Source organism: Mycobacterium sp. SM3041 (assembly GCF_039668335.1).
Taxonomy (GTDB): Bacteria; Actinomycetota; Actinomycetes; order Mycobacteriales; family Mycobacteriaceae; genus Mycobacterium.
The window spans coordinates 118,821-132,744 of the sequence record NZ_JAYXBQ010000055.1 but is presented as its reverse complement, the minus strand read 5'-3'; the positions used below and the strand labels follow the sequence as shown (position 1 = coordinate 132,744).

12 protein-coding genes and 1 riboswitch are annotated in these 13,924 nt (G+C 69.2%); of the genes, 11 read left to right on the top strand and 1 reads right to left on the bottom strand.

Going from position 1 to position 13,924, the window contains the following annotated elements:
- The first annotated feature begins 5 nt into the window (after positions 1–5).
- From secA2 to gcvP, 11 genes are all read left to right on the top strand, one after another.
- Positions 6–2,363: an accessory Sec system translocase SecA2 gene (secA2, locus tag VXD91_RS20440; protein ID WP_135355708.1), complete on the top strand. Its 2,358-nt coding sequence runs from the start codon at positions 6–8 to the stop codon at positions 2,361–2,363.
- A 52-nt stretch (positions 2,364–2,415) separates the two neighbouring features.
- Entirely contained in the window at positions 2,416–3,012 is a 597-nt protein-coding gene (locus VXD91_RS20435) for a CDP-alcohol phosphatidyltransferase family protein (protein ID WP_029118769.1), read from the top strand.
- On the top strand, positions 3,009–3,950 hold the full coding sequence (locus VXD91_RS20430; protein WP_020100153.1) for a DUF881 domain-containing protein: 942 nt from the start codon (positions 3,009–3,011) through the stop codon (positions 3,948–3,950). The genes VXD91_RS20435 and VXD91_RS20430 overlap by 4 nt, the downstream gene beginning before the upstream one ends.
- Before the next feature lie 10 nt (positions 3,951–3,960).
- Complete coding sequence (locus tag VXD91_RS20425) at positions 3,961–4,293, top strand: DUF1290 domain-containing protein (protein WP_053856224.1); 333 nt, start codon at positions 3,961–3,963, stop codon at positions 4,291–4,293.
- A gap of 39 nt (positions 4,294–4,332) precedes the next feature.
- Positions 4,333–5,133, top strand: a complete 801-nt coding sequence (locus VXD91_RS20420; protein ID WP_135355710.1) for a DUF881 domain-containing protein — start codon at positions 4,333–4,335, stop codon at positions 5,131–5,133.
- Positions 5,134–5,206: 73 nt separating this feature from the next.
- Positions 5,207–5,602 carry a glycine cleavage system protein GcvH gene (gene gcvH / locus VXD91_RS20415; RefSeq protein ID WP_061002587.1) on the top strand — a complete coding sequence of 132 codons (396 nt, stop codon included), beginning with the start codon at positions 5,207–5,209 and terminating at the stop codon, positions 5,600–5,602.
- A 200-nt stretch (positions 5,603–5,802) separates the two neighbouring features.
- Positions 5,803–6,279 (top strand): glycogen accumulation regulator GarA, encoded by a 477-nt coding sequence (garA, locus tag VXD91_RS20410; protein ID WP_020100157.1) that lies wholly within the window; start codon positions 5,803–5,805, stop codon positions 6,277–6,279.
- A gap of 15 nt (positions 6,280–6,294) precedes the next feature.
- On the top strand, positions 6,295–7,029 hold the full coding sequence (locus VXD91_RS20405; protein WP_061002590.1) for a MerR family transcriptional regulator: 735 nt from the start codon (positions 6,295–6,297) through the stop codon (positions 7,027–7,029).
- A 52-nt stretch (positions 7,030–7,081) separates the two neighbouring features.
- Positions 7,082–7,576: a bifunctional nuclease family protein gene (locus VXD91_RS20400; protein WP_061002591.1), complete on the top strand. Its 495-nt coding sequence runs from the start codon at positions 7,082–7,084 to the stop codon at positions 7,574–7,576.
- Between the two features lie 243 nt (positions 7,577–7,819).
- Positions 7,820–8,446: a MerR family transcriptional regulator gene (locus VXD91_RS20395; RefSeq protein WP_020100160.1), complete on the top strand. Its 627-nt coding sequence runs from the start codon at positions 7,820–7,822 to the stop codon at positions 8,444–8,446.
- 101 nt (positions 8,447–8,547) lie between these two features.
- Positions 8,548–8,645: riboswitch (glycine riboswitch) on the top strand.
- 129 nt (positions 8,646–8,774) lie between these two features.
- Complete coding sequence (gene gcvP, locus VXD91_RS20390; protein ID WP_061002594.1) at positions 8,775–11,645, top strand: aminomethyl-transferring glycine dehydrogenase; 2,871 nt, start codon at positions 8,775–8,777, stop codon at positions 11,643–11,645.
- A gap of 110 nt (positions 11,646–11,755) precedes the next feature.
- On the opposite strand, the gene VXD91_RS20385 is transcribed toward gcvP, so the two are convergent.
- Entirely contained in the window at positions 11,756–13,852 is a 2,097-nt protein-coding gene (locus VXD91_RS20385) for a hypothetical protein (RefSeq protein ID WP_346416236.1), read from the bottom strand.
- Positions 13,853–13,924: the final 72 nt, after the last annotated feature.

Below are 13,924 nucleotides of genomic sequence, written 5' to 3'. Positions count from 1 at the left end.
GACCTGTGGCGAAAACGAGCACCGCGAAATCCGGCCGGCTGAGCAGCAAGTTCTGGAAGCTGCTCGGTGCCTCCACCGACAAGAACCAGAACCGATCGATGAATCAGGTTCGGGCGTCGGCCGAATTCGACGACAAGGCCGCGGGGCTGGACGACGAGCAGATCACCAAGGCCGCCAAGCTGCTCGAGCTGTCCGAGCTCGCCGATGCCGCCGACATCCCGCAGTTCCTGGCGATCGCCCGCGAGGCCGCAGAGCGCACGACGGGCCTGCGCCCGTTCGACGTTCAGCTCTTCGGCGCGCTGCGCATGATGGCCGGCGACGTCGTCGAGATGGCCACCGGTGAGGGCAAGACCCTGGCCGGCGCCATCGCCGCTGCCGGTTACGCGCTGGCGGGACGGCACGTGCACGTCATCTCGGTCAACGACTACCTGGCCCGCCGTGACGCCGAGTGGATGGGACCGCTGCTGGCCGCCATGGGCCTGACGGTCGGCTGGATCACCGCCGAGTCGACGGCCGCCGAGCGGCGCGCCGCCTACGAATGCGACGTCACCTACGCCTCGGTCAACGAGATCGGGTTCGACGTGCTGCGCGACCAGCTCGTCACCCACGTCGACGACCTGGTGTCGCCGCGGCCCGACGTCGCACTCATCGACGAGGCCGACTCCGTCCTGGTCGACGAGGCGCTGGTGCCGCTGGTGCTCGCCGGCACCACGCACCGCGAGACCCCGCGCATGGAGATCATCCGGCTGGTCGGGGAGATGACCTCCGAGAACCGGGTCGACGACTCGCTGCAGTACTACGACACCGACGCCGACCGCCGCAACGTGCACCTCACCGACGCCGGCGCGCGCAAGCTCGAGAAGGCGCTCGGCGGCATCGACCTGTACTCCGAGGAGCACATCGGCACCACCCTGACCGAGGTCAACGTCGCCCTGCACGCCCACGTGCTGCTGCAGCGCGACGTGCACTACATCGTGCGGGACAACGCCGTTCACCTCATCAACGCCTCGCGCGGCCGCATCGCGTCGCTGCAGCGCTGGCCCGACGGCCTGCAGGCCGCCGTCGAGGCCAAGGAAGGCATCGAGACCACCGAGACGGGCGAGGTGCTCGACACCATCACCGTCCAGGCCCTCATCAACCGGTACCCGACGGTGTGCGGCATGACCGGTACCGCGCTGGCCGCCGGTGAGCAGCTGCGCCAGTTCTACCGGCTCGGGGTGTCGCCGATTCCGCCGAACACGCCGAACATCCGCGAGGACGAGGCCGACCGCGTCTACATCACCGCGGCTGCCAAGAACCAGGCCGTCATCGAGCACATCCAGGAGATCCACGCGACCGGTCAGCCGGTGCTGGTCGGTACCCGCGACGTCGCCGAATCCGAAGAGCTGCACGCGAAGCTGGTCAAGGCCGGCGTGCCCGCCGTCGTGCTGAACGCCAAGAACGACGAGGAAGAAGCCGCCGTCATCGCCGAGGCCGGCAAGCTCGCGACCGTCACCGTGTCCACCCAGATGGCCGGCCGCGGCACCGACATCCGCCTCGGCGGCTCCGACGAAGCCGACCACGACGCCGTCGCCGAGCTGGGCGGCCTGCACGTCATCGGCACCGGCCGGCACCACACCGAGCGCCTCGACAATCAGCTGCGCGGCCGCGCCGGCCGCCAGGGCGACCCGGGTTCGTCGGTGTTCTTCTCCAGCTGGGAGGACGACGTCGTCGTCTCGCACCTGGAGCCGGAAAAGCTGCCGATGCAGACCGATGAGGACGGCCGGATCATCAGTGACCGCGCCGGCCAGATGCTCGAGCACGCGCAGCGCGTCGCCGAGGGCCGGCTGCTGGACGTGCACGCCAACACCTGGCGCTACAACCAGCTCACCGCGCAGCAGCGCGCGATCATCGTGGAACGCCGCGAGACCCTGCTGCGCACCACCACCGCGCGCGACGAGCTCAAGGAGTTGTCGCCGGACCGGTACCAGGAACTGGTCAGCCAGATTGGGGAAGAGGGCGCCGAGGACGAGCTCGAGCGCATCTGCCGGCTGATCATGCTGTACCACCTGGACCGCGGCTGGGCCGACCACCTGGCGTACCTGTCCGACATCCGCGAGAGCATCCACCTGCGCGCGCTGGGACGCCAGGATCCGCTCGACGAGTTCCACCGCATGGCGGTCGACGCGTTCGCATCGCTGGCGGCCGACGCCATCGAGGCCGCGCAGCAGACCTTCGAGACCGCCAACGTGCTGGAGGACGAGCCCGGCCTGGATCTGTCCAAGCTCGCCCGCCCGACGTCGACGTGGACGTACATGATTCACGACAACCCGCTGGCCGACGACACGATGGCAGCGCTGAGCCTGCCCGGGGTATTCCGTTAGGTTTAGCCCTATGGACCCCCAGCGAGAAGCCGGAGGCGGATCGCGTACAGACGTGGAAGCCGAGTCGGGCGACCGTGTGCTGACGATTCCCAACGCGCTCAGCGCGTTGCGGTTGCTGCTGGTCCCGGTGTTCCTCTACCTGCTGCTGTCGGCGCATGCCAACGGTTGGGCCGTCGCGATCCTGATGTTCAGCGGCTTCTCCGACTGGGCGGACGGCAAGATCGCGCGCCTGGTGCCGAACCAGTCGTCGCGGCTGGGCGAGCTGCTGGACCCGCTGGTCGACCGGATCTACATGCTCGTCGTGCCGGTCGCGCTGGCGATCGCGCACGTCGTGCCCTGGTGGTTCGTGCTGACCCTGATCGGCCGCGACGTCGTGCTGGCGGCCACGCTGCCGCTGCTGCGCGGCCGCGGGCTGACGGCGCTGCCCGTCACCTATATCGGCAAGGCCGCGACGTTCGCGCTGATGTCCGGCTTCCCGCTGGTGCTGCTGGGACAGTGGCCCGACGCCTGGAGCCGCGTGGTGCTGGCCTGTGGTTGGGCGTTCCTCGTCTGGGGGATGGCCATGTATCTGTGGTCGGCGGTGCTGTACCTGATCCAGGTGGCCATGGTGCGCCGGGAGCTCCCGCCGGTCGCGAGGTCGGCGGCGTGACGGAAGCCGGGACGCCCCGGGACCGGGCGCTGGGCGGCTACTGGCCGGAGGCCGGCCGTAACAGCCACGTCGCCGACGAGCCGGTCCGGATTCCGGTGCCGTCACTGCTGCGCTCGCTGCTGACCGACCATCTCGATCCGGGCTACGCCGCCGCGGCCGAGCGCCGCGAGGCGGCCGGTGACGGTGCCCGCCGCGGCTCCCGGCGGTTCGTCGACGGCGCCTGGCTGCTGGTCGGCGTCGCCGCGGTGTCGGTGGTGTTCGTGACGGCGGCACAGCACGCGGTGTCGATGGCCCCGGCCAATGACCAGACCCAGCATGTCCTGTCGGCCAATGCGCGCACCGCCGAAGAGCGGACCCGCGACAGCACCGCCACCCGCGATGCCCTCGCGGGCCAGGTGGAGGCCGCGCGCCGCAGCCGGCTGGCCGGCGACGAGAAAGGCCGTGAGCTGCTGGCCGCCCTCGAGCAGGCCGAGTTCGGCGCGGGCGTGACCGCGGTGACCGGGCCGGGTCTCACCGTCACCGTCACCGAGCCGCCGCCGAGCCCGAACCTGTCCGATGTCTCGAAGCAGCGCGTTGCCGGCAGCCCGCAGATCATCCTGGACCGCGACCTGCAGCTGGCCGTCAACTCGTTGTGGGCGGCCGGTGCCGAGGCGGTCTCCGTCGGCGGCGTGCGGATCGGGCCGAACGTGACCATGCGGCAGGCCGGCGGTGGCATCCTCGTCGACAATCAGCCGGTGGCCAGCCCGTACGTCGTCGTCGCCATCGGGCCGCCGCACGCCATGCAGGAGGTGTTCGAGCAGACCCCTGCCATGCAGCGGCTGATGCTGCTCGCCCAGTCGTACGGCGTGGGAATCAGCGTCCAGACCCGCGACCGGCTGACGGTGTCGGCCGCGTCGGTACGAGATGTCAACTTCGCCAAGGAGATCGGACCAAAGTGAGCAGGGCTACATGATCGGGATCGCGGCACTGGTGGTCGGCATCGTGGTGGGGTTGATCTTCCACCCCAGCGTGCCCGAAGCGGTCCAGCCGTATCTGCCGATCGCCGTGGTGGCGGCGCTGGACGCGGTGTTCGGGGGACTGCGGGCCTACCTGGAACGCATCTTCGATGCGAAGGTCTTCGTGATCTCGTTCGTCTTCAACGTCCTGGTCGCCGCGGTGATCGTGTACGTGGGCGACCAACTGGGCGTGGGCACGCAGCTGTCCACCGCGATCATCGTCGTGCTCGGTATCCGGATCTTCGGCAACGCGGCGGCGCTGCGCCGAAGGTTGTTCGGGGCGTGACGGTGCTGGGGCGAGCGGAGCGACGGGGAAAACGACAGCATGGCTGACGAACAGCACGCGAACGAGCACCACGCGGACGAGGAACACCACGGGCGCCACGAACTGCCCGACGGCGTCCCGGCCCGGCTGCCGCGCACCCGGTCGCAGTTGATGTTCGGCGCGCTGGCCGTACTGCTCTGTGTGCTGCTCGGCGTGGCCATCGCGACCCAGGTGCGCCAGACCGAATCCGGTGACGCCCTCGACACCGCCCGGCCCGCCGACCTGCTGGTGCTGCTCGACTCGCTGCAACAGCGCGAGGCGTCTCTCAACACCGAGGTGGCCGACCTGCAGAAGACGCTGTCGTCGTTGCAGGCGTCGGGCAACAGCGACCAGGCCGCCATCGAGAACGCGCAGGCGCGGCTGCGCGCGCTGTCGATCCTGATCGGCACCGTCGCGGCCACCGGCCCGGGCGTCACCATCACCATCGAGGACATCGCACCCGGCGTGTCGCCCGAGACCCTGCTCGATGTCATCAACGAGCTGCGCGCCGCCGGCGCCGAGGCCATCGAAATCCGGTCCGGCGGCGGTGACCAGCAGACCGCGGTACGGGTCGGTGTCGACACCTGGGTGACCGGCACCGCGGGCGCGCTGGTCGTCGACAACGTGACCATGAACCCGCCGTATTCCATTCTCGCCATTGGTGATCCGCCGACGCTGGCGGCCGCGATGAACATCCCGGGCGGGGCGATGGACAGTGTGAAACGGGTTGGCGGCACAATGACCGTGCAACAGGCCGACACGATCGACGTGAGTGCCTTGCGGCAACCGAAACCGCGCCAATACGCTCAGCCCGTCAAGTAGACGCCGGGTCTGATCGTGGAGCCGTATCGTATGTACCCCATCAACACACTGACCTGAAACTGCAAGGAGCGTCGTGAGCGAAACGCCAGCCGATCTGCTGTACACCACCGAGCACGAATGGGTGCGCCGTACCGGCGAGGGCACCGTGCGGGTCGGAATCACCGATTTCGCGCAGGGCGCGCTGGGTGACGTGGTCTACGTCGATCTGCCCGAGGTCGGTACCACCGTGGCCGCCGGCGACGTGTTCGGCGAGGTCGAGTCGCCCAAGACGACCTCGGAGCTGTACGCCCCCATCGCCGCGAAAATCGTTGCGGTCAACGGTGATCTGGAAGGCTCGCCCGACCTGGTCAACTCCGATCCGTACGACGCCGGCTGGCTCATCGAACTGCAGGCCGACGCGGCCGAACTGGACGGCCAGCTCGCCGGTCTGCTCGACGCGGACGGCTACCGGGCGACCCTTGACGACTGACCCTTTTGTTAGGGTGCTGCGGTCCGGTTCGGCCGCGGCGACACCAAAGTCGGCTCGGCGGATCCGGCGGTGGCGGGCACACTGGCCCGCGCCGCGCGGTACGGTCAATAGTGAGACCTACGCGACATCGATGACTGCTGGCAGCACCTGCCGGCTGGTCGTGCAAAAGAGCGCCACAGCAGCCAGTAGAGGAGCAGCGCGTGACGGATAACGACAGCGGTTCGGGGACTGATTTCGGGTCCGAGGAGGCAACGGTGGAGACCACATCGGTCTTCCGTGCGGACTTCCTCAATGAGCTCGACGCCCCGGCTTCGACGAGCGGCACGAGTGCCGTCTCCGGAGTTGAAGGACTGCCGGTGGGCTCGGCCCTGCTGGTGGTCAAGCGCGGGCCGAATGCCGGCTCGCGATTCCTGCTGGATCAGCCGAGCACCTCGGCGGGCCGTCATCCCGACAGCGACATCTTCCTCGACGACGTGACGGTGAGCCGTCGCCACGCCGAGTTCCGGCTCGAGTCCGGCGAGTTCCAGGTGGTCGACGTCGGCAGCCTCAACGGCACCTACGTCAACCGCGAGCCCGTCGACTCGGCGGTGCTGGCCAACGGGGACGAGGTCCAGATCGGCAAGTTCCGCCTGGTGTTCCTGACCGGCCCCAAGACCGACGACAGCTCGGCTGGTTAGACCGGCGGTCAGTCCATGACGCAGCCCGACCGCAGTGCAGTGGCCGGGATGTCGATCGGAGCAGTGTTCGATCTGCTCCGGCCAGACTTCCCGGATGTGACCATCTCCAAGATCCGGTTCCTGGAGGAACAGGGTTTGGTCACGCCCGAACGCACTGGGTCGGGCTACCGTCGTTTCACGGCCTATGACTGTGCGCGGCTGCGGTTCATCCTGTCCGCGCAACGCGATCAGTACCTGCCACTCAAGGTCATCAAGGCCCAGCTGGACGCCCAGCCCGACGGCGCGCTGCCGTCGAACGGATCCGCTTACGGCGTACCGAAATTGGTTCCCGATCCCGACAGCGATCAGGCCGGCGGCCCGGCTGACGTCGCGCCCGCGCAGGTCCGGCTCAGCCGGGAGGATCTGCTGCAGCGCTCGGGCATCACCTCGGAGCTGCTGGCCGCGCTGGTCAAGAGCGGCGTGATCATCCCCGGCCCGGCGGGCTTCTTCGACGAACATGCCGTGGTCATCGCACAATGCGCCCATGCGCTGGGCGAATACGGTGTCGAACCGCGGCACCTGCGGGCCTTCCGGTCCGCCGCCGACCGGCAGTCGGACCTGATCGCCCAGATCGCCGGCCCCATCGGCAAAGCCGGCAACGCCGGGGCCCGCGACCGGGCCGACGAACTGGCCCGCGAGGTCGCGGCGCTCGCCATCACGCTGCACACCTCGCTGATCAAGTCCGCGGTGCGCGACGTTCTCGATCGCTGAGGACTAGACTCGAATTCGTTGATGGCACACGGATTGCGGAGGGCAGACGCAGATGGGCGAGGTTCGTGTGGTCGGCATTCGGGTGGAACAGCCGCAGAACCAGCCTGTGCTCCTGCTCCGCGAATCCGACGGTGACCGGTACCTGCCGATCTGGATCGGCCAGTCCGAGGCTGCGGCCATCGCGCTCGAGCAGCAGGGCGTGTCGCCGGCGCGGCCCCTCACGCACGACCTCATCAAGGATTTGATTGCCGCGCTTGGTCATTCGCTGCGCGAGGTGCGCATCGTCGACCTGCAGGAAGGCACCTTCTACGCCGACCTGGTCTTCGACCGCGACATCACGGTGTCGGCGCGGCCGTCGGACTCGGTGGCCATCGCGTTGCGGATGGGCGTGCCGATCTATGTCGAGGAAGCGGTGCTCGCCGAAGCCGGTCTGCTGATCCCGGACGAGGCTGACGAGGAATCGTCCGGCCCGGTGCGCGAGGACGAGGTCGAGAAGTTCAAGGAGTTCCTCGACAGCATTTCCCCGGACGATTTCAAGGCGACTTAGGTCGGAGTGCGCTGTCCCGGAGGGCCCTTGTTACGGATGCATCTCAGTTAGGTCAGCGCGTGTCGACACTCGGTGCGCCGTTTGCGGATTCGACGAATCCGCGCCACATACTTTCCTCGTTCTGGTGACAGGCTGAAGAGGCCCGGCGGGAAGCGTATGCTCGACACATTCGAGCAGCGGACATGCCCGCCGAGCAGCAGTGGCCGCCAGGCAGGTTAGTTCGATCGGCGAGAGGATCAGGCAGTGGGCGACGAGACGCCACGTCAAGAGCAGTTGGACCTGACGACCAACGGCGCGCCTGAGCAGGCCGCCCCGACGCCGGCTCCCGTGCCGGTGCAGGCAGGCCTGTTCCCTGACGAGTCTGTTCCCGACGAACTGGTCGGCTACCGCGGGCCGAGTGCCTGCCAGATCGCCGGCATCACCTACCGTCAGCTCGACTACTGGGCCCGCACCTCGCTGGTGGTCCCGTCGATCCGCGGCGCCGCAGGCTCCGGCAGCCAGCGCCTGTACTCGTTCAAGGACATCCTGGTCCTCAAGATCGTCAAGCGGCTGCTGGACACCGGCATCTCGCTGCACAACATCCGCGTCGCGGTCGACCACCTGCGCCAGCGCGGTGTCCACGACCTGGCCAACATCACGCTGTTCTCGGACGGCACCACGGTGTACGAGTGCACGTCCGCCGAAGAGGTCGTCGACCTGCTGCAGGGCGGTCAGGGCGTGTTCGGCATCGCGGTCTCGGGTGCGATGCGTGAGCTGACCGGTGCCATCGCCGACTTCCCGGGTGAACGGGCCGACGGCGGCGAGTCCATCGCGGCACCCGAGGACGAGCTCGCATCGCGGCGCAAGCAGCGCGACCGCAAGATCGGCTGAGCCCACCAACGCACGAGCAACGGCCCCTTTCCGCGCGGAGAGGGGCCGTTTGCTGTCCATTCGTGGCTGTTGGTGACCGACCGGTAGACTGGCGCGCGCATCGTCCCGACGCGGGAGAGTTCTGTGGCCGCCAGCCATGGACGCCGAAGGAGCAATACCTCTCCATCAACCTCTCAGGCCCCCGGACCGCGCCGGAGCCCGATGCCTCTGGAAAGCGGCGAGCTGCGACTCGCCCGCCCATGGGGAAAGGCCGACCACTGTCGGGCCGAATCTCTCAGGCACCGACGACAGAGGGGGAGGGAACGCCCCAACGTCTGGAGAGGCCGTCATGACCGACAGCACGTCCCGTTCCTCTGCTGAGCACCACCAGCTTCGCTTCGTCGACCGGCACATCGGCCCGGATGCCGACGCGGTGGCCACCATGCTCGGGGTCATCGGCGTCGACTCGCTGGAAGAGCTTGCCTCCAAGGCGCTGCCCGCGGGCATTCTCGACGCGCTGTCCAGCGCCGGCCTGGCCCCCGGCCTCGACGAGCTGCCGGCCCCGGCGTCCGAAGAGCAGTCGCTTGCCGAGCTGCGCGCGCTCGCCGAGACCAACACCGTCGCGGTGTCGATGATCGGTCAGGGCTACTTCGACACGCTGACCCCGGCGGTGCTGCGCCGCAACATTCTCGAGAACCCGGCCTGGTACACGGCCTACACGCCGTACCAGCCGGAGATCAGCCAGGGCCGCCTGGAGGCCCTGCTCAACTTCCAGACGATGGTCACCGACCTGACGGGCATGGAGATCGCCAACGCCTCCATGCTCGACGAGGCCACCGCCGCGGCCGAGGCCATGACGCTGATGCACCGCGCCGTGAAGGGCGACTGCCGCCGCCTGGCCGTGGACATCGACATCTACCCGCAGACCGCCGCCGTGCTGGCCACCCGTGCCGAACCGCTGAACATCGAGATCGTCACCGCCGACCTGCGTGACGGCCTGCCCGAGGGCGAGTTCTTCGGCGTCATCGCCCAGGTTCCGGGGGCGAGTGGCGCGGTCAACGATTGGTCCGCGCTGGTCGCGCAGGCCCATGAGCGCGGCGCGCTGGTCGCCATCGGCGCGGACCTGCTGGCGCTGACGCTCGTCACCCCGCCCGGCGAGATCGGCGCCGACGTCGCCTTCGGCACCACGCAGCGGTTCGGGGTGCCGATGGGCTTCGGCGGCCCGCACGCCGGTTACCTGGCCGTGCACGGCAAGCACGCCCGTCAGCTGCCCGGCCGTCTGGTCGGTGTCTCGGTCGATGCCGACGGCGCCAAGGCGTACCGCCTCAGCCTGCAGACCCGTGAACAGCACATCCGTCGGGACCGGGCCACCAGCAACATCTGTACCGCCCAGGTGCTGCTCGCGGTGATCGCCGCGATGTACGCCAGCTACCACGGGCCGCGCGGGCTGACCGCGATCGCGCACCGGGTGCACGGCCACGCCCTCGCGGTGGCCATGGGCCTGAAGGAGGCCGGCGTCGAGGTGGTGCACGGTGGATTCTTCGACACCGTCCTGGCTCGCGTGCCGGGTAAGGCCGAGCAGGTGCAGGCGGCCGCCAAGGAACGCGGCATCAACGTCTGGCTGGTCGACGCCGACCACATCTCGGTGTCGTGCGACGAGGCGACGACCGCCGACCACGTCGACGCGGTGCTCGCGGCGTTCGGCGCCACCCGCGGCGGACATCACTGGGACGGGCCCGAAATCCACACCCGCACTTCGGAATTCCTCACCCACCCGGCGTTCTCGCGGTACCGCACCGAGACCGAGATGATGCGTTACCTGCGTTCGCTCGCCGACAAGGACATCGCGCTGGACCGCAGCATGATCCCGCTGGGCTCGTGCACCATGAAGCTCAACGCGGCCGCCGAGATGGAGCCCATCACCTGGACCGAGTTCGCGCAGCAGCACCCGTTCGCCCCGGCCTCGGACACCCCGGGCCTGCGCAAGCTGATCGCTGACGTCGAGTCCTGGCTGGTCAGCATCACCGGCTACGACTCGGTGTCGCTGCAGCCCAACGCCGGCTCGCAGGGGGAGTACGCCGGTCTGCTGGCCATCCGCGCCTACCACGAGGCCCGCGGCGAATCCGGCCGCAACATCTGCCTCATCCCGTCCAGCGCCCACGGCACCAACGCCGCGTCGGCCGCCATGGTCGGCATGAAGGTCGTGGTCGTGGCGTGCCGGGAGAACGGCGACGTCGACCTGGACGACCTGCGCGTCAAGGTCGCCGAGCACGCCAGTGACCTCGCCGCGCTGATGATCACCTACCCGTCCACGCATGGGGTCTACGAGCACGACGTCGCTGACATCTGCGCCGCGGTGCACGACGCCGGCGGTCAGGTGTACGTCGACGGTGCCAACCTCAACGCGATCGTCGGGCTGGCCCGGCCCGGCAAGTTCGGCGGCGACGTCAGCCACCTGAACCTGCACAAGACGTTCTGCATCCCGCACGGCGGTGGCGGCCCGGGCGTCGGCCCGGTGGCCGTCCGTTCGCACCTCGCGCCGTACCTGCCCGGCCACCCGCTGGCGGCCGAGCTCACCGATGACCACACCGTGTCGGCGGCGCCGTATGGTTCGGCGTCCATCCTGCCGATCACCTGGGCCTACATCCGGATGATGGGCGCGGCCGGCCTGCGCGCGGCGACGCTGACCGCGATCGCGTCGGCCAACTACATCGCCCGCCGCCTCGACGAGCACTACCCGGTGCTGTACACCGGCGAGAACGGCATGGTCGCCCACGAGTGCATCCTGGACCTGCGGGCCATCACCAAGGCCACCGGCGTCACCGTCGACGACGTGGCAAAGCGCTTGGCGGACTACGGTTTCCACGCGCCGACCATGAGCTTCCCGGTGGCCGGCACGCTGATGGTCGAGCCCACCGAGAGTGAGAGCCTCACCGAGGTCGACGCCTTCATCGCCGCGATGATCGCGATCAAGGCCGAGATCGACCAGGTCGGTTCCGGTGAGTGGCCGGCGGACGACAACCCGCTGCACAACGCGCCGCACACCGCCGAGTGCCTGCTGGTCGACGAGTGGAAGCACCCGTACACCCGCGAGCATGCCGCCTACCCGCTGGGCAAGGGCTTCCGGCCGAAGGTGTGGCCGCCGGTGCGCCGCATCGACGGCGCGTTCGGTGACCGCAACCTCGTCTGCTCCTGCCCGCCGATCGAGGCTTTCGCCTAGTCACGGTCTGTGCAGAAACGTCCCGCTCAGAGCTTCTGAGCGGGACGTTTTTGCACATCTGCTGCGGCGTGTCGCGGGCAGACACGGCCGCTCGCGGTGATGAAAACTAGCTAGGGCAGGGCAGCGGCGACGGCGTTGACCAGTTCCGGCGCCGCCGAGGTCGGCATGCCGGTGAACGTGCCGCCGGTGAGCTGCGCGACGGCCTGCCACGTCGAGCCGTCGGAGTCGCTGCCGATGTCGATGACGTTGACCGCGACCGGGCGGGCCGGATCGAACGCCGACTTGATGTAGTCCTGCAGGCCCTGGCCGTCCAGTGACTGGTCGGTGTGCGGGCCGGAGGTGATCAACAGGATCGAATTGGCCTGGCCGTCCACATACTTCGACATTGCGTCGCCGTAGAGCATGCGTAGCGTCGTGAACGAGACGTGACCGCCGCCCGACGAGCTCTGGTTGTTCAGGTTCGAGATCAGCTGCGACGCATGCGCTTGGTCGCTCAGCGGCGCCGCCGGAATCTCGTTGCGGCCCGACACTCCGTCGAACGTCCACAGCCCCACCGAGCTGTTCGGCGACATCGCCTTGAGCCGGTCCATCAGCGCTGTGGTCACATTGCCGAGGCGGGTCTTCGCGCCGTCGCTGGTCGGCATCGACTGGTCCAGCATGATCGTCACGGCGCCGGCCTTGGACGTGCCGCCGACGGCATTGGCCAGCGTGGCGCGCGTGCCCGGATCGCCGACCGACAGGGCGTCGGGCAGGGAGCCGAGATTCACCACGTCGTTCTTCGGGGGATTGCCACCGTCGACGCGGAAGCCGGCCTTGGACAGCTCGGCGAGCTGCTCTGGCTTGCGCAGGAAGCGTTCGAACTCGCTGGCCGCGGTGACCGCCTCGTGCGACAGGCCCTCGCCGGCGAGCAGCACGGCCGGGTAGTCGGCGACCGCGGGCGCGCCGGGCGGCAGCCAAGCTGCCAGCTTGCCCTTGGCATTGTCGGTGTGTTGCGACCGCTGGTAGAGCTGCTGTTCGGTGGTGACGACCGCGTGCACCGGCGCCGTGGCCGGGTCACTCGCGGAGATCAGCGCGTCGAGCGCCGTCGAGGCCTTGGGGTCCGCGAGCTTCGGCTGCGCGGCCGTCAACCGGTGTACCGCACCGGCACCGGCGTTGACGGGCCCACCATTGGCCGCGGCGGCGGCGACGGCCTCGGCGGCCAGATACGCCGCGTCACTGTTGTCGGCGGTCGGCACGGCGAGCCGCAGCGAACCCCAGCCCGGCAGGCTCAGGCCGTCCAGCGCCGTCGGCGTCGTCTGCAGTGCGGGCAGCGTGCCCCAATTCTGCTGCGACAGTGCATCTTTGAGCTGCGGCCGGACCGCCAACAGCACCGGCGAGGTCGCCAGCGACTTGGCGTCACCGCTGACCGCCTGCTCACCGGCGCCGGCCACCAGCCGGGCTGCCGACACCGAGCTGGCCGGAATCCACAACGCGGGCCGGGGCCCGAGGTTCGACGGCCACTTGTTCACCACGCCGTCGACGACGGTGGTCGGATCGCTGGCCTTGACCTCGACCTTGACGCACTTGTCGCCGATGGGGGCGGCGGACTGGCTGTACTTGCCGGCCAGCGAGTTGAGCGCATCGGAGATCGACGGGTCGGCGAGCACGGGGACACTGACCGAGCCGGACACGCAGCGCGCCGAGGCCTCGCGGCTGCGGTCGGACAACACGCTGCCGAAAAAGCGCCACAGGATCACCGCGGCGACGACGACCACGACGGTAACGAGCGCGGCGATGACGCCGACGCTGACGCCGCGGCGCTTGGTCTGAATGGCCCGGTGGCTGCCGGTCCATTCGCCACCCTCCCAGTCGCCGCCGTGCGAGCGCACCGAAGCCCGGCGCGGGACGGACGGGAACGCCTGGGTGACGCTGTCGGTGCCGGTGAGGTCGGGCTGGTCCGAGTAGTCGGGATCGCCGTAGTCGGGCTCGGGCTCATCGGTCTCGTACCGATCGCCTGTGCCGGCGGGCGGAGCAGCAGGTGGCGTGGCGGCAGGCGGGGTGGCGGCAGGCGGCATCCCGTGCATCTCGGCCCAGTCGTCCGGCACCCGGAAACCCATCGCTCCGGTGGCGGAGTCGTCGGCTTCCGGGATGTCCGGCGACAACGCGTCGTAGTCGGAAATCTCGTCGGCGTTCGATTCGTCGTCGTCGGGAGCTCTGTGCCTACCCATTGGTGTCTGCTCCTGGTGTCGGCGTGCAATCGGCGGACCCGTGTCGAGTGACGCGGGCCCGCCGAATTTTAA

Bases quoted from the DNA above. Each gene is read 5' to 3' on its own strand.
- VXD91_RS20420 (WP_135355710.1), top strand. From the start codon at position 4,333: ATGGCTGACGAACAGCACGCGAACGAGCACCACGCGGACGAGGAACAC.
- VXD91_RS20405 (WP_061002590.1), top strand. From the start codon at position 6,295: ATGACGCAGCCCGACCGCAGTGCAGTGGCCGGGATGTCGATCGGAGCA.
- VXD91_RS20385 (WP_346416236.1), bottom strand. From the start codon at position 13,852: ATGGGTAGGCACAGAGCTCCCGACGACGACGAATCGAACGCCGACGAG.
- VXD91_RS20400 (WP_061002591.1), top strand. From the start codon at position 7,082: ATGGGCGAGGTTCGTGTGGTCGGCATTCGGGTGGAACAGCCGCAGAAC.
- VXD91_RS20425 (WP_053856224.1), top strand. From the start codon at position 3,961: ATGATCGGGATCGCGGCACTGGTGGTCGGCATCGTGGTGGGGTTGATC.
- gcvP (WP_061002594.1), top strand. From the start codon at position 8,775: ATGACCGACAGCACGTCCCGTTCCTCTGCTGAGCACCACCAGCTTCGC.